22 protein-coding genes are annotated in these 24,543 nt (G+C 53.9%); 12 read left to right on the forward strand and 10 right to left on the reverse strand.

Going from position 1 to position 24,543, the window contains the following annotated elements; all coding sequences use genetic code 11:
- Positions 1 to 174: 174 nt before the first annotated feature.
- The 4 genes from mepS to yeiP form a co-directional block, all read right to left on the reverse strand.
- Positions 175 to 744 (reverse strand): bifunctional murein DD-endopeptidase/murein LD-carboxypeptidase, encoded by a 570-nt coding sequence (mepS, locus tag GKC68_RS07730; RefSeq protein WP_028724934.1) that lies wholly within the window; start codon positions 742 to 744, stop codon positions 175 to 177.
- Between the two features lie 516 nt (positions 745 to 1,260).
- Positions 1,261 to 1,962, reverse strand: a complete 702-nt coding sequence (locus GKC68_RS07735; RefSeq protein ID WP_047714130.1) for a phosphatase PAP2 family protein — start codon at positions 1,960 to 1,962, stop codon at positions 1,261 to 1,263.
- 41 nt (positions 1,963 to 2,003) lie between these two features.
- Positions 2,004 to 2,981: a GTP-binding protein gene (locus GKC68_RS07740; protein ID WP_028724932.1), complete on the reverse strand. Its 978-nt coding sequence runs from the start codon at positions 2,979 to 2,981 to the stop codon at positions 2,004 to 2,006.
- 77 nt (positions 2,982 to 3,058) lie between these two features.
- The gene (yeiP, locus tag GKC68_RS07745; protein ID WP_206115148.1) at positions 3,059 to 3,631 is read right to left on the reverse strand and encodes an elongation factor P-like protein YeiP; all 573 of its coding nucleotides are present in this window, start codon (positions 3,629 to 3,631) and stop codon (positions 3,059 to 3,061) included.
- Positions 3,632 to 3,913: 282 nt separating this feature from the next.
- Between yeiP and GKC68_RS07750 the strand changes: the two genes are divergently transcribed.
- Positions 3,914 to 4,168, forward strand: a complete 255-nt coding sequence (locus GKC68_RS07750; RefSeq protein ID WP_072015844.1) for a YkgJ family cysteine cluster protein — start codon at positions 3,914 to 3,916, stop codon at positions 4,166 to 4,168.
- 166 nt (positions 4,169 to 4,334) lie between these two features.
- On the opposite strand, the gene GKC68_RS07755 is transcribed toward GKC68_RS07750, so the two are convergent.
- Complete coding sequence (locus GKC68_RS07755; protein ID WP_252294564.1) at positions 4,335 to 5,717, reverse strand: MFS transporter; 1,383 nt, start codon at positions 5,715 to 5,717, stop codon at positions 4,335 to 4,337.
- 475 nt (positions 5,718 to 6,192) lie between these two features.
- Here GKC68_RS07755 and GKC68_RS07760 point away from each other — a divergent pair, with 475 nt between their 5' ends.
- The 6 genes from GKC68_RS07760 to fruA all read left to right on the forward strand — a co-directional run bounded on the left by GKC68_RS07760 (position 6,193) and on the right by fruA (position 14,173).
- Positions 6,193 to 7,224: a LacI family DNA-binding transcriptional regulator gene (locus GKC68_RS07760; protein WP_047714128.1), complete on the forward strand. Its 1,032-nt coding sequence runs from the start codon at positions 6,193 to 6,195 to the stop codon at positions 7,222 to 7,224.
- A 246-nt stretch (positions 7,225 to 7,470) separates the two neighbouring features.
- On the forward strand, positions 7,471 to 8,400 hold the full coding sequence (locus GKC68_RS07765; protein ID WP_199562908.1) for a dihydrodipicolinate synthase family protein: 930 nt from the start codon (positions 7,471 to 7,473) through the stop codon (positions 8,398 to 8,400).
- 315 nt (positions 8,401 to 8,715) lie between these two features.
- Positions 8,716 to 10,002 (forward strand): anaerobic C4-dicarboxylate transporter family protein, encoded by a 1,287-nt coding sequence (locus GKC68_RS07770; RefSeq protein ID WP_047714126.1) that lies wholly within the window; start codon positions 8,716 to 8,718, stop codon positions 10,000 to 10,002.
- A 394-nt stretch (positions 10,003 to 10,396) separates the two neighbouring features.
- Entirely contained in the window at positions 10,397 to 11,527 is a 1,131-nt protein-coding gene (gene fruB / locus GKC68_RS07775) for a fused PTS fructose transporter subunit IIA/HPr protein (protein WP_110145382.1), read from the forward strand.
- A complete protein-coding gene (gene fruK / locus GKC68_RS07780) occupies positions 11,524 to 12,462 on the forward strand; it encodes a 1-phosphofructokinase (protein WP_013026437.1) in 939 nt (312 codons plus the stop codon). Before fruB ends, fruK begins: the two co-directional genes overlap by 4 nt.
- A gap of 16 nt (positions 12,463 to 12,478) precedes the next feature.
- Positions 12,479 to 14,173: a PTS fructose transporter subunit IIBC gene (fruA, locus tag GKC68_RS07785; RefSeq protein ID WP_342656731.1), complete on the forward strand. Its 1,695-nt coding sequence runs from the start codon at positions 12,479 to 12,481 to the stop codon at positions 14,171 to 14,173.
- 45 nt (positions 14,174 to 14,218) lie between these two features.
- On the opposite strand, the gene nfo is transcribed toward fruA, so the two are convergent.
- The 3 genes from nfo to GKC68_RS07800 all read right to left on the reverse strand — a co-directional run bounded on the left by nfo (position 14,219) and on the right by GKC68_RS07800 (position 17,446).
- Entirely contained in the window at positions 14,219 to 15,061 is an 843-nt protein-coding gene (nfo, locus tag GKC68_RS07790; RefSeq protein WP_047714123.1) for a deoxyribonuclease IV, read from the reverse strand.
- Positions 15,062 to 15,308: 247 nt separating this feature from the next.
- Positions 15,309 to 16,214 (reverse strand): Rpn family recombination-promoting nuclease/putative transposase, encoded by a 906-nt coding sequence (locus GKC68_RS07795; protein WP_110982822.1) that lies wholly within the window; start codon positions 16,212 to 16,214, stop codon positions 15,309 to 15,311.
- A gap of 179 nt (positions 16,215 to 16,393) precedes the next feature.
- Positions 16,394 to 17,446 (reverse strand): YeiH family putative sulfate export transporter, encoded by a 1,053-nt coding sequence (locus tag GKC68_RS07800; protein ID WP_342656732.1) that lies wholly within the window; start codon positions 17,444 to 17,446, stop codon positions 16,394 to 16,396.
- Between the two features lie 102 nt (positions 17,447 to 17,548).
- Here GKC68_RS07800 and GKC68_RS07805 point away from each other — a divergent pair, with 102 nt between their 5' ends.
- From GKC68_RS07805 to GKC68_RS07825, 5 genes are all read left to right on the forward strand, one after another.
- The gene (locus GKC68_RS07805; protein ID WP_028724921.1) at positions 17,549 to 17,914 is read left to right on the forward strand and encodes a YkvA family protein; all 366 of its coding nucleotides are present in this window, start codon (positions 17,549 to 17,551) and stop codon (positions 17,912 to 17,914) included.
- A gap of 14 nt (positions 17,915 to 17,928) precedes the next feature.
- Complete coding sequence (yieE, locus tag GKC68_RS07810; RefSeq protein ID WP_028724920.1) at positions 17,929 to 18,795, forward strand: DNA-binding transcriptional regulator YeiE; 867 nt, start codon at positions 17,929 to 17,931, stop codon at positions 18,793 to 18,795.
- A 183-nt stretch (positions 18,796 to 18,978) separates the two neighbouring features.
- The gene (locus GKC68_RS07815; RefSeq protein ID WP_028724919.1) at positions 18,979 to 20,445 is read left to right on the forward strand and encodes an amino acid permease; all 1,467 of its coding nucleotides are present in this window, start codon (positions 18,979 to 18,981) and stop codon (positions 20,443 to 20,445) included.
- A gap of 142 nt (positions 20,446 to 20,587) precedes the next feature.
- Positions 20,588 to 21,664: an iron ABC transporter permease gene (locus GKC68_RS07820; protein ID WP_028724918.1), complete on the forward strand. Its 1,077-nt coding sequence runs from the start codon at positions 20,588 to 20,590 to the stop codon at positions 21,662 to 21,664.
- Positions 21,661 to 22,452, forward strand: coding sequence for an ABC transporter ATP-binding protein (locus GKC68_RS07825; RefSeq protein ID WP_058706214.1), 792 nt, complete (start codon positions 21,661 to 21,663; stop codon positions 22,450 to 22,452). Before GKC68_RS07820 ends, GKC68_RS07825 begins: the two co-directional genes overlap by 4 nt.
- 36 nt (positions 22,453 to 22,488) lie before the next feature.
- On the opposite strand, the gene fghA is transcribed toward GKC68_RS07825, so the two are convergent.
- Complete coding sequence (fghA, locus tag GKC68_RS07830; protein WP_058706215.1) at positions 22,489 to 23,334, reverse strand: S-formylglutathione hydrolase; 846 nt, start codon at positions 23,332 to 23,334, stop codon at positions 22,489 to 22,491.
- 15 nt (positions 23,335 to 23,349) lie between these two features.
- On the reverse strand, positions 23,350 to 24,474 hold the full coding sequence (locus tag GKC68_RS07835) for an S-(hydroxymethyl)glutathione dehydrogenase/class III alcohol dehydrogenase (protein WP_028724915.1): 1,125 nt from the start codon (positions 24,472 to 24,474) through the stop codon (positions 23,350 to 23,352).
- Positions 24,475 to 24,543 lie beyond the last annotated feature (69 nt).

The raw sequence follows: 24,543 nt of genomic DNA on the forward strand, positions 1-24,543 counted from the left end.
ACTGGTGCGCAATCGCCCTAATATTTGCGTCTGAGAATATAACGAGTCTGTTAATAATGTCTCGTTATTATTTTGATAAACAAGTATTTTTAGGGGATTTGAGGGATTAAAAAAAAAACGCTGCCTGGGCAGCGTTCTGTTTTTCTCTGGCTGAGAGGACGTTCAGGTGCGACATTAGCTCGGGTTACGGCTTAAGACGCGCCGCGCTTCGCGATAACGTTTTTTCCAATAGTCTTCATTAAGGCTGGAGATCATGACACCGCTGCTGGTCGAAGCATGAACAAAGTTGTCATTGCCAAGATAGATACCGACATGACGGCCCGTTGAGCCAGCACGGAACAGAACTAAGTCACCCGGCCGCAGTCTGCTGCGAGAAATCTCTTTTCCCGTTCCCTGCTGTTCGGACGTTGAGCGAGGAAGATCCAGACCAAACTGTTCACGGAACGTACGCTGAACGAAAGCGGAGCAATCAATACCACGCTTGGTGTCACCGCCAAGACGGTAACGAACACCTTTCCAGCTCGCGTATTGATCCATGATGCGCGTTTTAACATCAACGTTGCGCACCATCTCTTCGAACTCATCCTGAGACGCTTGAAGTAAAAAACCATTCTGGTTGTTAACTTCATGATTCTCGTTTTTAGCGGTGTTATGGGTACTGCTACAAGCTGAGAGGAGAGTTGCCAGCGCCAGAGCGGGCGCAATCCGCCAGATATATCTCAGTATTGGTTGAGACTTGACCATTATTCGGGTTTTCCTTCGAAGTCCTTACGACAAGATTGTCGCCAGCCAGATGACAAAACGGAATGAGATTAATAAGCCAGTCAGAACAAGACAATCCTTTAATTATAAAAATGTGTAAATCACCACAGTTTATCTATTAAAGAATGCTTAATACCGCGTCTTCTTTTCTCACTGGGACCGAGATTAACCGATTCCAGAGGCCGTGGCGAGCGCTTTTAATCAAATTCTGATAGGTTTTTTTGATACTTATCAAACTTAAATAACTTGTTCACTTTATCAACAGTTATTCAAGGTGATAACAGGAGGAGAGGGGTGATCTGGCGCTAATTCCAGGCTTAGTGCGGGCTGGAAGAAGGTCAGCGGAGCGACTGTCGTCGAAGGCTGAAGAGAAGTCCTGCATTTTCATCGGGTTCGGATGTTTTTTTTGGTTAGCTTGCTAATTATTTCTATGAGTTTTTTATAAGTGAGGGCGGGTTATAATTTAATCATTATTCCGCCCTTGCTAATTAATTACTCTTAGGGTTTATTTTTACCCGGTAATTTGTGATAAAACCAATTAACCAGATAATCACTTGCCGGCGTTAATAGCCACCAGCTTAATCCTACTAACGCCACGGAAAGCGATCCGACTGCAATATCGCTAAACCAGTGCGCGCCCGCCATGACGCGCGGCAGCGAGAACAGCCCCACAATCACCACCCCGACTAAAAACGCACGGAAGCCGAAATAACGCCACATGAATGCCGCAAAAATAATGAGCATCATGCCATGATCGCCGGGAAAACTGTCGCTTGACGCATCTTTAGCTGGGATACCCGTTAACTCACTGACGCGATGAACGTTCTCAAAGAACAGCGTCGGGCTGCCATGTTTTACCGGGATCAAATGGCCCGCCTGGTTCAAAATGACCGCTGTCAGCAACATCGTAATGCCAATGGCAAACATTCGACGGCGACCTGCAGGCGTTTCCCGCCGCCACAGCCACAGATAGAGTAGCCCCATCGCCAGCAGCGACACGGCATCAAAACCGCGAAAGTTAGTGATGGCGACCAGCAGGGCAAACCTTGGGTGATCAACCATTTCATTATTAAACGCGAAGAAAATCCCTTTATCGATATCAAACCAAAACCCGTGATGGGGCGGTAAATACCATGAAAAAAACAGCACCAGTCCCAGTGCGTTAAGCAACAGGATGGTGACAAGGCGTGTTGCGTGCATAATTCTGCCCTAGTAAAAAATAACCGCCGACCTTAATCCTGTCAGCTTAAACGAAACCTCAACAAAGCAGATTGTAAACTATTCCAGTCGGCAGATGACGAATGAATCATCTCAATGCGACTGTCAGGTGGGGTTGCGGCGAGAATTTCAACATGCACGTCTTCTCCCTGACGGTTAATGCTGACGCATCCTTCGGGGATGCGCAGCACGCCTTTAACCCGATCGATGGGGGCAAGCCGCGCCCATTCCAGCAAAGGAAGGCGATCAAACACCGTTTCGTGGTCAAAAATCCAGCCGCAGGCGACATAACCCTGACCCTCATTCACCGCCCGACGCCATGACGCGCGTCCATCAAGTCGCAAGGCTGCGATACCGCTGCCCGGGGCCGCAGCGTGATGATGGTGGACCGGATGCGGAAGGGCGCGCGGTTTCCCGCGCGGACTGTCAAGTAACGCCAGGGGAATCTGACCGAACTCGGCAGTGACAAATTCACGATCGTCCTGATGGTCGGCAAGCCACGCCTGGAGGCGCAGCCTGTCGGCCTCGCGCCAGCAGTCGCGTTTATTGCCGACAATAATGTCGGCTGCGGCCAGCTGATCGCGAAAGTTTTCATTTTCCGTGACACGCCCGTCGGCGAGCTGGCGGGCGTCCAGCAGGGTTAACGTGGCCTGCAGTTCGATCCAGGGTTGATAAACAGACGACGTCAGCATCTCTAGCAGCTGGCGTGGATGGCCCAGGCCCGTGGGCTCAATCAGCAGGCGGTCAGGCTTGTTTTGTTGAAGCAGCCTGTTTAGCCCGACCTGCATGGGCAGCCCATTAACGCAACACATGCAGCCGCCGGGGATCTCCTTTAACGTCGCGCCACGATTGGCCAGTAACGCGCCATCAATACCAATCTCACCGAATTCATTGACCAGCACAGCCCAGTTTTCATTCTGGGGCTTGTGCGCCAGCAGATGAAGCAGCGTGGTGGTTTTTCCGCTGCCTAAAAATCCAGTGAGAAGGTTAACGCGTGTCATGCCAGTGACTCCAGTAGAAAAAGAGGGCGATGTTATAATATAACACTACCTGTCAACCCGGCGTACAGCGCGCGTTATTAGTCGGCACGTCCCATATAGCGACGCTCGGCAACATGGATGCGAATGCGATCGCCGTTGCTGAGGTACTCGGGAACCTGAATGATCAAACCGGTAGACATTCCCGCCGGCTTAGTGCGGGCACTGGCCGATGCGCCTTTGATGCCGGGTGACGTATCCACAATATCCATGTCCACGGTTTGTGGCAGCTCAAGCGCCAGCACCTGGCCATCCATCGTGAGTACCTGAATGCCGGGAATGCCACCTTCCGGGATGAACAGCAGCTCTTCTTCTATTTGCGCTTTTTTAAAGGAATAGGGCGTGTAATCTTCGTCGTCCATAAAGACGTATTCATCACCATCAATATAGGAGAAGGTAACGCCGCGACGGCTCAGGGAGATGGCCTCAATGATCTCGTCGCCCTTAAAGCGTTCTTCCACCTTCATACCGGTGCGAACATCGGTAAAACGCATTTTATAAAGCGTTGCCGCACCGCGCGCGCTGGGGCTCTGGACATCAATATCCTTTACCAGCAGCAGTTTTCCATTGTGGGTTACGGCCATTCCTTTTTTGATTTCATTCGCCTTTGGCATTGCTGTTCTCACTTGCAGAGTAATCGTGCGCGCAACGTTACTCGCGCGGTCGTAAACAGGCAAGACAGTGCAATAAATTTTGTGGTCGGGGGCAGCAGCAGGGCGCATCGGATGGGACAAACAGGGCAGCGATATTTCGTGGGTTCTGGCATGACACGGGCCATTTTGCCCCTGACCCTGTCTTATTTTCTCAATGGCTAAGCGCTTTTTTCTGTAAAGGTGATGTCAGGCGAGCGCCCCTTCTGCTATCGTGCGCGATTTACCCTATCCTGGACGTAAACCATGGAATGTCGTACAGGCTGTGGCGCCTGTTGTATCGCCCCCAGCATCTCCTCGCCCATTCCCGGTATGCCGCAGGGCAAGCCCGCGAATACCCGGTGCGTCCAACTTGCGGAGAATAATCTGTGCAAAATTTTTGGTTCTCCCCTGCGACCAAAAGTATGCGCCGGGCTTCAGCCCTCGGCTGACATGTGCGGCAACAACCGCCATGATGCGATGGATTATCTGATTCACCTTGAGCAGAGCACCGCGCCCTGATCCAGCGGTCTGCCGATCCTCGGGGTGTCACCCTGCATTGGTTTTTGCCCTCGACTAATGCCAACGTCCGCCTGTTAACGCTGCTCTACACGCACTTTCCCTGGTGCCGGGTTTTACAGGAAAGCACGCGATAGCCATGGATCTGACCCGACATGATCTGGCCCGTTCAAGGCGATAACTCTTCAAGCGATTTCCCTTTGGTTTCAATGGCGAAGAGCAGGGTAATCACTCCGCCGATCAGGGCAATCACGGCGAACGCAATGAAAACAAACCGGATCCCAAATCCCGATACAATGAAACCCACCATCAGCGGCCCAACAGAGGACCCGGCGCGCAGCCAGGCGCTGGAAAAGGCAGTACCTGTCGCCCGAAGTCTGGTCGGATACAGTTCGGCAGAATAGAGATAAAGTGAAAAGGCGATAGTTTGCAAAATGGCATAGGCCAGGCTGCCAAACAGAAGTATCTGCCATGGCGTATTGGCACCCAGTACACACAGCACGATGAGCGGAATAATGGCCAGCATAAATGCCCAGGTGTACCAGCGCTTGCGGCCTACTTGATCGATCTTAAAGGCACAAATGACAGAGGCAATAACACCACAGGTAGAGGTAATCCATCCATAGGCCAGGCTGGTTTCTAGTGGCAGATGAAACAAGGTTCTGTACATAGTGGGAAACCAGGTAATCATGCCGTTGTTAACGGTATAAACCGTGAGCCACAATCCCCACAGCATAAACGTGCGGGATTTGTAGATACCTGAAAACAGCGCCTTTACGCCGCTGGATGAGGCGGGCATCACCGGTACGGGTTTTATTACGGGCTCGGGTAATAACATACCGCGACGAAGGGCTTCTGCTTCGAACGACTGAACGACTTTTTCAGCCTGTTGATGGCGGCCTTTAGAGACTAACCAGCGCGGAGACTCTGGCATAAACCAACGCAAAGGCGCCGCCAGAGCTGAAGGGATCAGGCCAATGAGAAACATGATTTTCCAGCCATAAATGGGCACCAGAAAGAATCCGATAAGGCCAGCACACATCATGCCGACTGGAAAGATCACTTCATAAAGCAGAAAAAACCGACCCCGCTTCTTTGCACCGACAAACTCGTTGATATAGGCGCTGGCAACGGGAACCTCAGCACCAATGCCCAGTCCCTGCAAAAAACGAATGAGCAGAATTGACCAACCGTTCCAGGCGAACAGGCAGGCGGCATCCATGATGACAAACATCACGATGGTGATACGTAAAACACCAATCCTGCCAATTTTTTCTGCCAGCGTACCAAAAAAGAGCGCTCCCACCAGTTGCCCAATATAGCTGGCTGCAATGATCAGACCGACGAACGTCGGCGTAAGCCCCCATTCCTGCGTCAGTTGTGGCAGGGCAAACGCGATGGCAATAATGGTATAGGCATCAAAAAAAGTGGACAGCCCTACCACAACACGAATCGCCATTAACCGGCGTGTGATGGGCAATCGCTCAAGCCGTGCCAGTAATACGGAGGCGTCGGCGGGATGAGCGTGGCAAGCGATAACCTGAGTTGACATAGTTACACCCTGTTGCGTGATGGATATGGGGCAAACATGCAAGACGACGCGCGTTCCTGAGCCATGCATTTGCAGCCCACTCACTGACGGTAGTTGCATAAAACCTGTGCAAAACGGATAGAGTGAAAACGTTAATGCAATCGTTTTCATCTGGGTTATCGTTGGTTTAATATCCCGCTGCGTCAATTAAGCGGTTTGATTAATTGTTAACGTGTTCACATTCCGCTCTCAGGCAATCGAAAAAGCGTGAAACAGGTCATACTCTCTTCAATAGACTTTACGGGAATGCTCAGGCTGGGGAGAACAACGCGAACCTGAGCGTTGAAAATCGCATTCTTCAGGCGTGACGACAAAGAGAAATGCGGCCTCCGCGCAGTGCATGTTAAGGGCGTATGCCGTTGTTATAGCGTCTGTTGTATAGTATTGCCGTCTGCAGAGGGATCTTTGCCACCCACATTAATCCTCGGAGTGATATATGGATCAGGAAAGCCAGGAAAAGGAACAGTCGGATAAAAGGCTGATAACGATGCGTGATGTTGCTAATGCCGCGGGCGTAAGCATCTCCACCGTATCGCGAATTCTGGATGAGAGGCTTCCGCAGTCAAAAAGCGCGTCCGCTGAAAAGGTTCGTCAGGTTGCCCGTGAACTTGGCTATCGGCGGGATTATGTCGCCTCCAGCCTGCGCAGGGGCGATACCGGTACGCTTGGCGTTCTGGTTCCGCGTATGACGGATGCGGTGACGGCGATGCTGTTTGAGGCTATCGCGACAGCGGCTTCACGACGCGGCTATTTTGCCATCGTGGCAACCTGTGGTGACGATCCGCAACAGGAAAGAGCGTCTGCAGAATCCCTACTGGACAGACGCGTTGACGGCCTGATTCTTTCAACCTGTCGTCTGGGCGATCCGCTTCCCCAGACCCTGCGGGAGCGCGAAATACCGCACGTGCTGGTATTGCGTACGGATGGCGTAAGCCCCTCTTCCGTAGGCGATGACGAGATGGGCGGCTACCTTGCAGCGCGTCATCTGATCGATTTAGGCCATAAAAAAATCGGAATGATTGGTGGACCGGATTTTGCGTCCAATGCGTTGAATCGTCGTAAAGGTTTTGAACGGGCAATGAGTGAAGCCGGTTTGCCTGTTCGGCCAGAATGGTGCCGTTCGTCTGACTTTAATATCAAGTCAGGCGAAGATGTGGGGTCGTCAATGTTGAACCATCCCTCGCGTCCAACCGCAATTTTTGCCGTCAATGATGAGATTGCGATTGGGGTCATGGCTGCGGCGCATCGTGCAGGCATGACCATCGGTAAAGATCTGTCACTGGTCGGTTACAACGATATTCCCCTGGTCAGCCGCTTGCCTGTCGCATTGACCTCAGTGCGAACACCGCTGGAACATATTGCCGGTAATGCTGTAGATATGCTTATCCATGGCAGGCATGAACCCCATTTATCGACCATTATTCCTACGTTAATTCCGCGAAAATCCACGTCTTCTCCTCCTCAGTAATCGTTCTCTTAATGACCGCATTGCGAACGTAATGTGGTCATTAACCCGCTGGGATCCCGATCGCAAACTCTCTTCGTCTCCCAAAGCGTTTTGTGATAACTGCCTCATTTATCAATCGCCGCTGGTTGACGCGATGAAATTAGATTGCCAATTTATCTAAAGTGAAAACGATTGCATTAACGTTTTCATTTGATATTCATCTCTACTGAATCTGTGGCTAAAGTTATTTATATCAAGGAGTTAATTATGATTGATATCGACCTCAGAGGTTTAACCCCTGCACCTGTCACCCCATTCACGCGTGAAGGGCAAGTGGATTTTGACGCGATTCAACGTCTGGGCAGTTGGCTGGGAAGTATCGACGGCGTGAAGGGGCTGGTGGTCTTGGGGCATGCAGGCGAGGGCACCTTTCTGACGCAGGATGAACAGGCCGACGTGATTCGGGCATTTGTAAAATCGGTCGAAGGCAAAATCCCCGTCATTGCCGGTATTACCGGGGAAGGCACCGACGTCGCTGCGCGTGAGGCAAAACGCGCTGTCGAGGCCGGTGCGGCTGCCGGTTTGCTCTATCCCTCACACGGCTGGTTGCGTTTTGGATACCAGGACGGCGCACCCCAGGATCGGTACCGCGTCGTGTATGAAGAGAGTGGTTTACCGCTTATTTTATTCCAGTACCCGGATGTGACCAAAGCGACCTATAACCTGAAAACACTGCTGGATATTTCCGCGCAACCCGGCGTGTTTGCGATGAAAAATGGCGTACGTAATATGCGGCGGTGGGATACTGAAATTCCCGTCATCCGCCGTGAACGTCCCGATCTACAGATTCTGACCTGCCACGATGAATATCTGCTGCATACCATTTTTGATGTTGATGGCTTCCTGGTGGGCTACGGCAATATTGCCCCTGAGCCGCTGATTGAAATGATTAACGCAGGTAAAGCGCAGGACTATAAGAAAGCCCGTGCTTTACATGATCGACTGATGCCTGTGACGAAAGCGGTTTACCATCGTGGCTCACATATGGAAGGCACTGTCGCACTCAAACATGCGCTGGTTGCGCGTGGCATTCTGGAACATGCCACTGTCCGTTCACCGCTGTTACCACTGGGTGACGGCGCGGCCGAAGAGATTCATGCCGCAATGCGTTCTGCTGAGCTGGGCCGGGTGAAATAAAACGGGCGAGTCTGGCAGGCAGGGCGCCTTCATGTGGGAACTGCCTGTCGTCGCGGCCTAAGGCTATTCAACGTATCTCTGGGATAACCCGGTTTACTGACCGGCAGCCAGCCAGAGAAAAAAGGCATCAGCGCGAAAAGAATTTACACCCTCAGTGCACCTGATACGCAGAAAACGGTTATTTCGCCGTGTGCCACTTCTCTGTAGGACATCCCGACAAATAACCCGTTGCAACCTTGCGGAGTGAAAGGAAGTCTGTACCAGCCTTGAGTGTGGGCTGGAACGGTGTAAACCGCAGTCAGAAGGAATGGGATCATGCTACTACTACAGTTTATGACCGTGCTTTTTTTTCTGTTTTTGGGAATGCGTATTGGCGGTATCGGTGTGGGGTTTGCAGGTGGGGCGGGTGTAATCATGTTGTGCGCGCTGGGTGCCACGCCTGGCGATCTGCCCATGCTGGTAATGGTATTTATTATGGTGGTGATCGTCGCCATATCGGCCATGCAACAGGCAGGCGGCATTGATTATCTGGTGCAACTGACAGAGCGTGCCTTACGTCGCTATCCGCGGTTGCTGGTGATTACGGCACCGCTCTCAACCTGGTTACTGACCATGATGGCCAGTACAGGGCAGGTCTCTTTTGCCTGTATGCCCGTGATTGTGGCTGTGGCCAGAGATAATCACCTTCGTCCTACCCGCGCATTAGCGCTTTCCGTTGCCGCATCCTTACTGGGCATTGTGGCCTCGCCCATTTCTGCAGCCGTGATTTTTCTCTCTGGGATTCTGGAACAGGGACCGCATGGTTGGGGCTACATTGAACTGATTGCCGTGACCATTCCCGCCACCTTCATGGCGCTTTTCTGTTCCGCCTTGTTTTACCTGTGGTGGGATCGCTTGCGTCACACAGACCAGCTTGAGCATCAGGAGGATAGGGTAAACACCGTACAGCCTTCACATTCCGCTCTCCACGGCAGACGTTCAGTACTGATTTTTATTGTCGGCCTGGTGACAGTGCTGATTTATGCCATTATTAGCAGCCCTAAAATGGAGATCATTACTCGTCCCGTTCTCAATAGCGGACAGGCGCGCATTACCGTAATGTTAACGGTGGCAATGGCTATCGTCATGTTCTGTCGGGTGAATGTGCATACGATTCCGGGATCGTCTGTGTTTAAAACCGGAATGACGTCTTGTATATGCATACTGGGTGTGGCCTGGTTGGGCTCCACATTTATGGAGAGCAATCGTCTGTGGTTGCAGGACAGGGTGGCGAGCTATTTTCTGGATTCCACATGGTTACTGGCGTTGATTATCGTACTGGCATCATGTTTTCTCTATTCTCAGGCGGCATCGACCAAAATTTTATTTCCGATGGCCTTAAGTATGGGCATTGCGCCCGCCACGCTTGTTATCTGTTTTCCCGCTACGGCGTCCCTGTTTATCTTACCGAACTATCCCACATTGCTGGCCGCCGTTGCGCTGGATGATACGGGATCCACCCGCCTTGGCCGACGGATAATCGATCACCCGTTTATCCTGCCTGGCCTGCTGGCTACCGGTCTGTCGATGCTCTTTGCAGCAGGTTTAACAAGGCTGTTCTAACCTTAAGGACATCATGAGGTGAAGAGGCTAAGCCCCTTTGCCGCCATGCTGTGAAGCCCGTGCGGGTGGATTATCACTGTCTGGCAACGTGCCTCTCGGAGGTTAACGTTACCCTGTTTGCAGCGTCTGCTGACGCTGCTGAAATCACGCTCAAAAAGTCGGCCTCGTGTCGTCCAGACTTCAGCACTATTTTTAAGAAAATTCCGTAACCTCCCTGAATTGTGCGTAATGTCAAAGATCTGTTATGCCGTTTACGCATTTTCTTGCCTGCAAAGCCAAGCTGAATGACAATCCCTGAAACGTTTCAGCGTTGCTGTGACAACCTTCATCGGGTCAAGCAGCAAGATTCAACACCATTGAGCTGAAACGATTCAATCAGCAAGCGAGGAGAATTATGTTCCAGCTCGAATTGCAGGCCATCCATACCGGAGCCAGCGCCCAAAATAAAGAAGATGCGATTCGTCAGGTTGCTGCAGCACTTACCGCTGCGGGTAACGTGGCGGAAGGTTATGTCAACGGCATGCTGGCGCGTGAGCAGCAAACCTCAACCTTTCTGGGTAATGGCATCGCCATTCCTCATGGCACCACCGACACGCGCGATCTGGTGCTGAAAACCGGCGTTCAGGTCTTTCAGTTTCCTCAGGGAATTGCCTGGGGCGACGATCAAACGGCCTATGTCGCGATTGGTATTGCCGCGAAATCTGATGAACATCTAGCGTTGCTGCGCCAGCTGACGCACGTACTGAGTGACGACAGCATCGCCGAACAGCTCAAAACGGCCTCTGCTGAGGATCTGCGTGCGCTGCTGATGGGTGAGAAGCAGTCAGCTGAATTCAGCTTCGATACCTCATTAATTTCCCTGGATGTCAGCGCACGTGACCTGATAACGCTGCAGGCCGTCAATGCCGGCCGCTTACAGGCTGCGGGTGTGGTTGATGCCAGCTATGTTGCTGAGGTGGTTTCCAGTAAACCGCTGTCTCTGGGGCAGGGCATCTGGTTAAGCGACAGCGGCAAAGGCAATCTGCAAAGTGGTGTGGCCGTCAGCCGCGCGGCGACAGCCTTCGAACATGAAGGTGAATCCGTGGCAATGCTGGTGAGCGTGGCCGCCGTCGATGACCGCCCGCTGGAGGTACTGGGTTACCTGAGCGCACTGCTGCACAGCAACAAAGCCGATCGTTTGCTGAAAGCCGATGCAGCAGGCGTTTATGCCCTGCTGACCAGCGAAGTTGACGAGCAGGCAGACCAACTGACGGCTGAATTTACTATTCGCAACGAGCATGGCTTACATGCGCGTCCGGGGACCGCCCTGGTGAGCGTGATTAAACAGTTCAACAGCGACATTACGATTACCAACCTTGATGGCAGCGGTAAACCTGCAAACGGACGCAGCCTGATGAAAGTCGTCGCGCTGGGGGTGAAAAAAGGTCATCGCCTGCGTTTTACTGCCAGTGGGGAAGATGCCCAACAGGCGCTGACGGCTATTGAAGAAGCCATCAACAGTGGCTTAGGTGAGGGGGCGGCATGACCAGACGTGTTGCAACCATCACGTTGAACCCTGCGTATGATCTGGTCGGTTATACGCCTGAAATTGAACGTGGTGAAGTGAACCTGGTGAAAACCACTGGCTTACATGCTGCCGGGAAAGGCATCAATGTGGCGAAAGTGCTGAAAGATCTGGGTATCGACGTAACCGTTGGTGGCTTTCTGGGTAAAGACAATCAGGATGGTTTTCAGCAGCTTTTTAGTGAACTGGGGATCGCCAACCGTTTTCAGGTCGTGAATGGCCGCACGCGCATTAATGTCAAGCTCACTGAGCAAACCGGTGATGTGACCGATCTTAACTTTTCCGGTTTTCAGGTGACGGCTCAGGACTGGGATCGCTTTACCAGCGACTCATTAACCTGGCTGGGCCAGTTCGACATGGTGTGCGTGAGTGGCAGCCTGCCGGAGGGGGTCGATCCTGATGCCTTTACCCGCTGGATGACTGAACTGCGTACGCACTGTCCCTGCATCATCTTTGACAGTAGCCGCGAAGCGCTGGTGGCGGGCCTGAAAGCCGCCCCCTGGCTGGTTAAACCTAATCGTCGCGAGCTTGAAATTTGGGCAGGGCGCAAGCTACCTGCACTCCAGGACGTGATTGACGCCGCGCACGAGTTGCGTGAGCAGGGCATTGCACATGTGGTGATTTCTCTGGGTGCTGAAGGCGCACTTTGGGTCAATGCCTCAGGTGAATGGATAGCTAAACCGCCGGTGTGCGAAGTTGTCAGCACCGTTGGCGCAGGTGACTCCATGGTAGGTGGCCTGATTTATGGCCTGTTAATGCGTGAATCCAGTGAACATACGTTACGTCTGGCTACTGCGGTAGCCGCGATGGCTGTCAGCCAGAGCAACGTCGGCGTGACCGATCGTACCCAGTTGGCCGCAATGATGGCGCGCGTCGACTTACAACCCGTTAACTGACAGCAGGAGAGCGATAGTGAAAACGCTGCTGATAAAAGATCCTTCAACAGGACTGGCTTCTGCCTACATGGCAAAACAACGTCTGGCCGCTGCGGCTGCTCAGGCTGGTATAACGCTAACCGAAAACCCGGCCGAGGCCGAACTGGTGATCGTCACCGGTAAAACAGTACCAGAGGATGCCGCGCTGACGGGGAAATCCGTGTGGCTGGGCGATGTGCAGCAGGCCGTCAGTGAACCTGAACTGTTCCTGAATCGTGCCAAAGCCGAAGCGAAACCCTGGCAGGCCAGCGTGGCAGCACCTGCTGCCGTTGCCGCTGTGCCAGCGAATGGGCCAAAACGTGTGGTTGCCGTGACCGCTTGCCCAACGGGCGTTGCGCATACCTTTATGGCGGCCGAGGCAATCCAGGCGGAAGCGACCAAACGGGGCTGGTGGGTTAAAGTTGAAACCCGTGGCTCTGTAGGGGCCGGTAATGCGATCACCCCTGAAGAGGTTGCCGCAGCCGATCTGGTTATCGTGGCAGCGGATATCGAAGTGGATCTGGCTAAGTTTGCGGGTAAACCGATGTACCGCACCTCAACCGGTCTGGCACTGAAAAAGACCGCGCAGGAGCTGGATAAAGCCGTGGCAGAAGCGAAGCCTTATAAACCTTCTGGCGCGCAAAACAGTTCTCAGGAAGAGAAAAAAGAGGGCGGCGCGGGAGCTTACCGTCACCTGTTGACCGGCGTGTCCTACATGCTGCCCATGGTGGTGGCGGGTGGCTTGAGTATCGCGCTGTCGTTTGCGTTTGGTATCACGGCCTTTAAAGAGCCCGGTACGCTGGCCGCTGCCCTGATGCAAATCGGTGGCGGGAGCGCCTTTGCACTGATGGTTCCGGTTCTGGCGGGCTTTATTGCCTTCTCAATCGCGGATCGTCCTGGTCTGACGCCTGGCCTGATTGGCGGTATGATCGCTACCAGCATCAACGCGGGCTTCCTTGGCGGCATCATCGCCGGTTTTATTGCGGGTTATGCGGCCAAACTGATCAGCGGTAAGGTGAAGTTGCCACAGAGTATGGAAGCGCTAAAACCTATCCTGATTATTCCGCTGTTTGCCAGCCTGATCACCGGCTTGCTGATGATCTACGTGGTAGGTATACCGGTCGCGGGCATCATGAGCGGTTTGACCAGCTGGCTGGCTAACATGGGTACCGCGAATGCCATCCTGCTGGGCGCTATCCTGGGTGGCATGATGTGTACCGATATGGGCGGTCCTGTTAACAAAGTGGCTTACGCATTTGGCGTCGGCCTGCTGAGTTCACAAACCTACGCACCTATGGCCGCGATTATGGCTGCCGGTATGGTACCACCACTGGCGATGGGGCTGGCGACGCTGGTTGCGCGTCGTAAATTTAACAAAGGTCAGCAGGAAGGCGGTAAAGCCGCGCTGGTTCTGGGTCTGTGCTTTATTTCAGAAGGTGCGATTCCCTTTGCGGCCCGTGACCCGATGCGCGTCCTGCCATGCTGTATCGTCGGTGGCGCAGTAACCGGCGCCGTTTCTATGGCGATTGGTGCCAAGCTGATGGCACCGCACGGTGGCCTGTTCGTCCTGTTAATCCCGGGGGCGATTACGCCGGTCGTGGGTTATCTGATGGCGATTTTGATTGGTACCGCGATTGCCGGATTAGGCTACGCAGTACTGAAACGCCCGGAAGAAGAGCTGGCGAAAGCCTGACAGGTAAGACGAAAAAGGAGCCGCAAGGCTCCTTTTTCTTATTTCTTAACGTTGTTCTGACTTAAGCCAGGCAATTTCATCTTTCCAGATATCTGGATTAATGGTCTCCAGAATCAGCGGAATACCATCGAAACGCGGATCCTTCATGATCCAGCTAAAGACGGTTTTACCGATATTCCCCTCACCCAGGCTGTGATGACGGTCAACCCGGCTGCCCAGCGTACTTTTGGCATCATTCAGGTGCATCCCGCGAAGATAGTTAAAACCCACCACGCGCTCAAATTCGGCAAAGGTCTCCGTGCAGGCGGCTTCACTGCACAGATCGTATCCGCCAGCGAAGGCATGGCAGGTATCGATGCAAACGCCGACGCGCGACTTATCTTCGACGTGTTCAATAATGGTCGCCAGATGTTCAAAGCGGAAACCCAGGTTGCTGCCCTGACCGGCGGTATTTTCGATAACGGCGGTCACGCTGTGGGTTTGATCCAGGGCGATGTTAATCGACTCGGCGATACGCTTTAAGCAGGTCAGCTCATCAATTTGCTGTAAATGACTGCCCGGATGAAAATTCAGTAGCGTCAGACCCAGCTGTTCCGCGCGCTGCATTTCATCTACGAACGCATCGCGGGATTTTTGCAATGCTTCCATAACCGGATGCCCCAGATTAATGAGATAGCTATCGTGCGGGAGAATCTGGCCCGGGCCAAAATGGTATTTCTCGCAGGCTGCGCGGAAGGCGGCGATGGTGTCGTTTGACAGCGGGGCGGCTTTCCACTGACGCTGATTTTTCGTGAACAGCGCAAAAGCCGTGGCTTCCAGTTCGTGGGCGCGGAGGACCGCCTGATCCACACCACCCGATGCGCTGACGTGCGCGCCAATATACTTCATGCCGTTCTCCTGAAGGATTTAACTCAGATTGAACGGCATGATACACGATGGCGCTGTGGCAAAGCGCGGTGCGCAGGAAATTTTTAGCGAGGTCAGCAGGGGGCATTATCAGGAATACAGCCGTGCCGCAAAGGGCTCGTTGTTTTTACCCGAATACGCGAAAAGTCTCTGGAAAGGGGCAGGGGGTGAGGCGAAACCGGCCGGTGCCGAATCGATCTTGTCTGTCGCAAGAAGACAACGCAGCGGATCAGTGGCGGAGTTTCGCCAACTCGTCTTCAGTCAGGCCGGTCATTTTAATCACGGTCGGGCGATCAAGGCCGTTATTTAACATGGTCCGGGCAATCTTCAGCGCTTCTTCCTTCCTGCCTTTTTCAATGCCTTTTTCGATGCCTTTTTGTTCCAGCTGTTCTGCAATGGTCATCAGAGCCTCTTCGTGTTGCGGCACCCGCTGTGCCAGCTTATGAACAAAGGTTTGCGCATCTGAAGCTTCGCCCACCTGTATCATGTAGTTTACCAGCGATATCACCAGCGATGAAGAGAGATGTTTGTGCAGAAGAAGGCTGACCAGGCTGTCAATCAGGGCTGTCAGGTTTCGCTGGTGGATATGCTTTTGCAGTAAGGTTAAGGCGGCCATACTGCGATGGTGTGCAATCTCCTCGTCAGGGATAATCGTCACATCAACCAAAGGGAAAGCCGTGTTGTACAGTGCGCCCGCGATGTCCGGTCGGGCAAATTCATCGAGCCAACAGAGGGAATAAGGATACGGGCTGCGTTTACCGGTATAGAACAACATCGGGATAACCAACGGCAGTGTTTTATGCCCGGCCTGCAGGTGGCGGTGCATGGCGGCAACCGCATAGCGCATCAACCTGAAGGCCATATGTTGATCCGGACCGGACTGATGCTCGATAAGCACGTGGATGTAGCCTTCCCCGGATGCGGTTTTAAGGCTGTAGAGCACGTCGCTAAAATACTGACGCAGATCGTCTTCGACAAACGAACCCGATTCCAGTTTAAGGGTGGACAGGTCGCAAAGGGCGCGTAACGGTTCTGGCAGGTGGATCGCCATAAAATCCCGCGCAATATCGGGCTGTGTCAGAAACTGCCTGAACAGGGCATCGTGAGGCGTTGGTGTGGTGGTTTTTATCTTCATCCGTCCCGGCTCGAAAAAATGACCCGCCTAAAATAGGGCAGACCGGGGCGTTCGCCTAACAACGGCGCAATAATGTACGGCATGTCTCGCAAATCCCCCGCGAGTGGGGCAGTGAAGGCGGAAAGTGGCCGCCATAACCGTCCCCGTCACGGGCCGGTTATGACGGAGAGGGCTGCGTGCTACGCCATGAGGTGCTGGACCAGCAGATTAATCGTACCGCCACCCACAATCAGCCAGACAAATACCAGTGCGCCTAACAGCACAGGCTTAAATCCGGCAGCGCGCAGGGCAGTAAAGCGGGTGGTCAAGCCCAACGCTGCCATTGCCATGGTCAGCAGGATCCCGCCGAGGGTATTTAATGTGTTGACCCACCCGGCCGGCAACCAGTGCAGGGAGTTGAACAGAGCGACAGCGACAAACATTAAAGCAAACCACGGAAAGGTGACTGGCTGTGCGGTATGCTGTGCTGTCTGTTCACGTCGCAGTACACCACTCAGTAACAGTAAAAACGGCGCCAGCATCATCACCCGCAGCATTTTCGCAATGACTGCGCTGCTCTCGGTTTCGGGCGCAATGCTGTGCCCGGCGGCGACCACCTGGGCCACTTCGTGGATCGTCGAACCGGTGAAAACACCAAACTGTGTCAGACTGACGGCAGGGAAAAGATGATGAACCCATGGCCACAGCAAGGGATAAACAAAAATCGCCAGGGTGCCAAACAGCACGACCGTTGCCACGGCCACCGCCACCTTCGAGGGGGCCGCTTTCACGACGGGCTCTGTGGCCAGTACGGCAGCGGCACCGCAGATGCTGCTCCCTGCACCGATTAACCACACGGTGTCACGATCGAGCCTGAGCAGGCGCCTGCCCAGCAGGCAGGTTATAAAAAACGTGCTGCTCAGGGTCAGTACATCAATAATGACGCCGCTCAGGCCGACATCCGTGATTTGTTGTAAGGTGATGCGAAATCCGAACAGTATCACGCCCAGCCGGAGCAGCTTTTGTTTGGCCAGCAGTACGCCAGCGTCGCACTGACCGGCCATGGGTGAATAGACACTATTCCCGATAATGATGCCCAGCATAATGGCCAGAGTTAACGAACCCAGCCCCAGATGCGAGACGGCAGGTACCTGCGCCAGCAGCGCCGTGCCGCTGGCGATGGTACCGCATAGCAACAGGCCTGGCAGCCATTGCTGCACAGTGTGAGATTTTGAAATGCTGATGTCGGCCATGATTACGCTCCTGGTTGAGCACACATCATCGCGCCAGGTTTGTTAAAAGTGAAATTGATTATATATTTATAATCTACCGCTATAAGTGATAAGGCAGGATATATGCTGTTCGCACGACTGGGGCGCTTCATTACGCTCATTAAAAGAGATGTTTTAACGCTCGCCTGTGCCTGCCGCGATCCCCGAACGCCGCTATGGTGTAAAGGCGCGGCCCTGGGACTCATAGCGTACGGCATCAGCCCCATTGATGTGATTCCTGATGTCATCCCGGTCGTCGGGCTACTCGATGATGCCGTGATCATTCCCACCGGCGTCATGTTGCTGCTGAAAATGTTACCCACGGAAGTGCGCGCCAGCAGCGCAGAGCGTGCCCGGCAGCAGCGTGCACGCGGTAAAACCCTGTTCGGTGTGCTGGGTGTGGTTTTTCTGCTGTGGATAGCCCTGATGGTTTACCTCTTACAGCGTTAGATTCTGGAGTCTCCATGCACATTACACTGCGACAAATCGACGTTTTTACCGAAGTGCTGAAAAGCGGCTCCACCACGCAGGCTTCTCAGGTGCTGGCCTTGTCCCAGTCAGCCGTCAGTGCGGCACTCGCCGATCTGGAAAACCAGCTTGGCGTTCAGCTTTTCGACCGTGTAGGTAAGCGACTGGTAGTGAATGAACACGGCCGGTTACTTTACCCCCGGGCCGTGGGCCTGCTTGAGCAGGCGACGGAAATCGAACAGCTGTTTAAAGAAGATAACGGGGCTATCCGAATTTATGCCAGTAGCACAATCGGGAATTACCTGTTGCCGGGGATGATTGCCGGCTACCGCCGTGATTTCCCGACCTTACCTTTAGAGCTGAGCGTGGGAAACAGCCAGGACGTGATCATGGCCGTGTCAGAATTCAGGGTTGATGTCGGGTTAATCGAAGGTCCCTGTCATATGACGGAACTGGTAAGCGAGCCCTGGCTTGACGATGAGCTGGTGGTGTTTGCCGCGCCGGATGCTGCCATTTTACAGCAGCCGGTGACGCTGGCATCGCTGGCGGACGCCACCTGGATTCTTCGCGAACGGGGTTCAGGGACGCGCGAAATCGTTGATTACCTGCTGCTGTCTCATCTGCCAACCTTCCAGCTGGGCATGGAACTGGGCAACTCCGAAGCGATCAAACATGCCGTACGTCACGGCATGGGCATTAGCTGCTTATCCCGCCGGGTTATTGCCGACCAGCTCAGTGCCGGAACGCTCATTGAGCTGAATACACCTTTGCCCAATTTGACGCGGACGCTTTACCGTATTCATCACCGGCAAAAACATATCTCAAAGGCGCTGTCACGGTTTTTGTCCTACTGCCGGGAATAACCGCAGGGGGAGGCTGATGAGGAAATAAGCGGTTCAACCCCTTGAAATTCAGGGAAACAGCCGCTGCCGCTAATAATCTGCCGCCTATCATGAAGGTAACTTATATCAACGCAGCATTCGCTATACAGTGCGGCCTTTGCTGCTACAATCGCGCCTTATTTTTACCCAGCGTAATGTTTACACATGCATAATGACACAAAAACAACACAACAACCTGCGTTACGACGCGATCTAAAAGCGCGTCACCTCACCATGATCGCCATAGGCGGTTCCATCGGTACAGGCCTCTTTGTGGCATCAGGTGCCACCATCTCTCAGGCCGGTCCGGGCGGCGCGTTACTCTCCTATGCCCTGATTGGTTTGATGGTTTATTTCCTCATGACCAGCCTGGGTGAACTGGCGGCATTTATGCCGGTATCCGGTTCTTTTGCTACCTACGGTGCGAAATACGTCGAAGAAGGCTTTGGTTTTGCCCTTGGCTGGAACTACTGGTACAACTGGGCGGTGACGATAGCCGTTGACCTGGTGGCTTCCCAACTGGTGATGAATTACTGGTTCCCGGACACGCCAGGATGGATCTGGAGCGCTCTGTTCCTGAGCCTGATGTTCCTGATCAACTACATCTCGGTGAAAGGCTTCGGCGAAACGGAGTACTGGTTTTCGCTGATCAAGGTTGTCACCGTGGTGGTCTTTATCGTGGTTGGCGTACTGATGATTGTCGGGATTATGCGCGGCGCTGAAAATGCGGGCTGGCATAACTGGCAGGTCGGTGACGCGCCATTTGCGGGCGGCTTCGCCGCGATGATCGGCGTGGCGATGATTGTCGGCTTCTCCTTCCAGGGCACTGAACTCATCGGTATAGCGGCGGGCGAATCAGAAGATCCGGCGAAAAATATTCCTCGCGCGGTACGTCAGGTGTTCTGGCGTATCCTGCTCTTCTATGTGCTGGCTATCCTGATCATCAGCCTGATTTTGCCTTATACCGATCCGCAGCTGTTACACAACGATATTAAAGATATCAGCGTCAGTCCGTTTACGCTGGTGTTCAAAAATGCCGGTCTGTTGTCAGCGGCGGCGGTGATGAACGCGGTCATTTTAACGGCGGTATTGTCCGCGGGTAACTCCGGCATGTACGCCTCAACGCGCATGCTTTATAACCTTGCCCGCGAAGGCAAAGCTCCGCGTATCTTTGCCCGCCTGTCAAAAGGTGGCGTGCCCCGTAATGCCCTGTGGGCAACAACCCTGGTGGCAGGTCTGTGCTTTTTAACCTCAAAATTTGGCAATCAGGAAGTCTATCTCTGGCTGTTGAATACTTCAGGCATGACCGGCTTTATCGCCTGGCTCGGTATTGCAATCAGCCACTACCGTTTCCGTCGGGGTTACGTTGCGCAGGGCCACGATCTTACTGCGCTGCCATATCGTTCCGGCTTTTTTCCCGTTGGACCGATTTTCGCTTTTGTCCTTTGTCTGATTATCACTCTGGGCCAGAATTATCAGGCGTTCCTGCAGGATAAAATCGACTGGTACGGCGTGGCGGCTACCTATATCGGCCTGCCGCTGTTCCTGCTGATCTGGCTGGGTTACAGGCTGGTTCGGGGCGGCCGGATCGTCAAATATACTGAGATGGAATTTCCCGTCTATAAAGACTAGCAATGCCTGAACGCGCCCGGTGAACGCCGGGCTTTTTTTTAAGCTTACGTCATCACTGTTAACATTCCATGAATTGATAATTATTATCACCTGCACTATTGTGGCTGCGTTTTTAATTCTGGAGCCATTACTGGGTTGAATCATGACAACGGAATCCTCGTTGATCGGTGCTGAAGCAGATCATCAGCACACATTAAAAAACTATCATCAGGTTGTGCGCCGCCGAATCTTCTGGCTGGGTGCGCTGCTGATAGCGATACTCGCCTCACTCGTTCTTGATTTTACGCTCGGTCCGGCCGGGCTCTCTTTGTCCGTGTTGTGGCACACGCTGCTCTCTCCTGAGAGCGTCGATGCAGGTACCCGCGTAATCGTCTGGGATATTCGCCTGCCTTATGCCTTGATGGCGATTGTTGTTGGCCTGGCGCTGGGCCTTGCCGGCGCCGAAATGCAAACGATCCTGAATAATCCGCTCGCCAGCCCGTTCACGCTGGGCGTGTCTTCTGCGGCGGCGTTCGGTGCAGCACTGGCGATTATTCTGGGCGTGGGGATTCCGGGCATCTCCGGGCAGTGGTTTATCTCGGCCAACGCCTTTCTGTTTGCCCTGTTTGCCGCGTTGATGCTGGATGGCATTACGCGATGGACTCAGGTGTCATCGTCCGGTGTGGTGCTGTTTGGTATCGCCCTGGTGTTTACTTTTAACGCCCTGGTTTCAATGATGCAGTTTATCGCCAGCGAAGATACGTTACAGGGGCTGGTGTTTTGGACCATGGGCAGCCTGGCGCGCGCCTCCTGGGAAAAGCTGGGCGTACTGAGTGCGGCCTTTGCGCTGCTGGTTCCCTTCTCTATGCTCAGCAGCTGGAAACTTACCGCGTTGCGCCTGGGTGAAGACAGGGCGATCAGTTTTGGTATTGATGTTCGTCGTTTACGCCTGGCCACGCTGCTCCGTATCAGCGTACTGTCCGCGCTGGCCGTCGCCTTCGTCGGGCCGATTGGCTTTATTGGGCTGGTGGCGCCGCATATTGCCCGCATGATGTTTGGGGAAGATCATCGCTTCTATTTGCCGGCCAGCGCGCTGACCGGTGCCCTGGTGTTGTCGCTGGCTTCTGTGGCATCGAAAAACCTTATTCCCGGCGCCATCGTGCCGGTGGGCATTGTGACTTCGCTGATTGGCGTACCGTTCTTCCTGAGTATTATTCTGCGTCACCGGGGGACAGTATGAGGGAGCAAGGATTAAGCCTGCGCGGCTTCACGACCGGTTATCCCAAACGCCAGGTCATTGAAAACCTGAATGTGGCGCGCCTGCCGCGTGGGGAGATTACGGTTCTGCTAGGACCGAACGGCTGTGGCAAATCTACGCTGCTGCGTGCGCTGGCCGGACTGAATAAAGGGCAGGGCGAGCTGTGGCTCAACGGGGAAGACCTGATGACTCAGCCTTTCGCGCAGCGTGCCAGACAGGTCGTCTATCTGCCCCAGTCGCTGCCGGCTGGCGTTCATCTGCACGTTCTGGAGTCGATTATCGTGGCACAGCGCGCCTCCAGTGGTTTACAACGTGCCGCCAGCGAGGCGGACGTGATGGCGCTGCTGGAGCAACTGGGCATTGCACATCTGGCCATGCGTTACCTCGACCAGCTCTCCGGTGGACAGAAACAGTTAGTGGGTCTGGCGCAGTCGCTGATTCGTCGGCCTGCGCTGCTGCTGCTGGACGAACCGCTCAGCGCGCTGGATTTAAACTACCAGTTCCACGTGATGGATTTGGTACGGCGTGAAACCGCGCTGCGTAATATGGTCACGGTGGTGGTGGTGCACGATATCAATATTGCCTTACGCCACGCTCAGCATGCCGTGATGCTTAAGGCAGGCAGGTTAATTGCCGAGGGCGCGCCGGATAGCGTCATCACCCCAGCAACCCTGGCGCAGGTATACGGCGTACAGGGCCGTATTGAGCACTGTTCACGCGGCACACCGCAGGTCATGATTGACGGGCTGGTACAGGAAGGACTGTCTTGAAATCAGGGGATTGCACTGGCAATCCCCTGTGTTAAATCACCCTACCAGCAGGTGCTGCGCATGGAAGCGCAGATGCTCTTCGACAAAGCTGGCAATAAAGAAGTAGCTGTGATCGTAGCCAGGCTGGATGCGCAGGGTCAGCGGGAAGCCCATTTCCTGCGCGATCGCTTCTAAGCGCTCCGGCTGCAGCTGATCTGCCAGGAACTGATCGCTGTCGCCCTGATCGATCAACAACGGCAGACGATGCTGAACCTCCCGCATCAGCTGGCAGCTGTCGTAGGCGAGCCAGGCCTGGCGATCGTCCCCCAGATAGGCCGTGAATGCTTTCTGGCCCCACGGAACCTCACAAGGGTTAACGATGGGCGCAAAGGCCGAAGCCGACGCAAAGCGGTTTCCCAGACGTAATGCCAGCATCAGCGCACCGTGTCCGCCCATGGAGTGGCCCATTATCGACTGACGTTCGCTAACCTTGAAGTTATCGGCAACCAGCTCAGGCAGCTCGTCACTCAGGTAATCGAACATACGGTAATGATCCGCCCAGGGCTGTTGCGTGGCGTTCAGGTAAAAACCTGCGCCCTGACCCAGGTCATAGCCTTCATCATTTGCAACCTGCTCACCGCGTGGGCTGGTGTCCGGCATAATTAACACCAGGCCCAGCTCGGCAGCGACACGCTGTGCGCCAGCCTTGGTGGTGAAGTTCTCGTCGTTGCAGGTCAGCCCCGCCAAAAACCACACCACCGGCGGCGGGGAATCACCGCGCGGACTCGGCAAATAGATACTGAACGTCATTGGGCAGCTAAGCACCTGCGACTGATGACGCCAGCGCTGCTGCCAGCCGCCAAAAATACGATGCTCTTCCAGCAGCTCCAGAGTAGATGTCATAGATAGCGCCCCCGGTTACTTGTTAAAATGCACGACGGAGCGGATCGATTTCCCTTCATGCATTAAATCAAAGGCGTCATTAATCTCTTCAAGCGGCATGGTATGGGTAATGAAATCGTTCAGAGCAAATTTCCCATCAAGATAATCCTGCACGATACCGGGAAGTTGTGAACGGCCTTTCACGCCACCGAAAGCAGAGCCGCGCCAGACGCGGCCGGTTACCAGCTGGAATGGACGCGTTGAAATCTCCTGACCTGCGCCTGCAACGCCGATGATCACTGACTCGCCCCAGCCCTTGTGGCAGCACTCCAGAGCAGAGCGCATCACATTGACGTTACCGATACATTCAAAGGAATAATCCACGCCGCCGTCGGTGAGTTCAACAATCACGTCCTGAATAGGCTTGTCATAGTCTTTCGGGTTAATCAGGTCGGTGGCACCGAGCTTACGCGCCAGATCAAACTTACTGGTGTTGATATCAATACCAATAATGCGGCCCGCTTTGGCCATTTTTGCGCCGATAATCGCTGACAGACCAATGCCGCCCAGCCCAAAGATGGCAACGGTATCGCCTTCTTTAACCTTGGCGGTATTCATCACTGCACCCATACCGGTGGTTACGCCACAACCCAGCAGGCACACTTCTTCCAGTGGCGCGTCTTTACTGATTTTCGCCAGGGAGATTTCAGGCACGACGGTATATTCAGAGAAGGTTGACGTGCCCATGTAGTGGAAAATCGGCTTGCCGTCTTTAAAGAAACGCGTGGTACCGTCAGGCATCAGACCTTTGCCCTGCGTGGTGCGAATGGCCTGACACAGATTCGTTTTACCGGACAGGCAGAATTTACATTGACCACATTCTGGCGTGTAAAGCGGGATCACGTGATCGCCCACTTCAACGCTGGTCACGCCTTCGCCGACCGCTTCAACAATGCCACCGCCTTCGTGGCCCAGAATCGCCGGGAACACGCCTTCAGGATCGCTGCCGGACAGCGTATACGCATCTGTATGGCAGACGCCGGTGGCGACGATACGTACCAGCACTTCCCCTTTCTGCGGCGGCATAAGATCCACTTCTTCGATTTTAAGCGGTTCGCCTGCGGCCCAGGCTACGGCGGCACGGGTTTTGATCATGTTCATGCAATCCCTCTTCCAGTCAGATTGTGACGCGATGTGGCGTCTGGATGGTCGTGATAAGTTAAAAATAGC

It is taken from the genome of Pantoea sp. RSPAM1, assembly GCF_038816185.1.
Taxonomy (GTDB): Bacteria; Pseudomonadota; Gammaproteobacteria; order Enterobacterales; family Enterobacteriaceae; genus Pantoea; species Pantoea ananatis.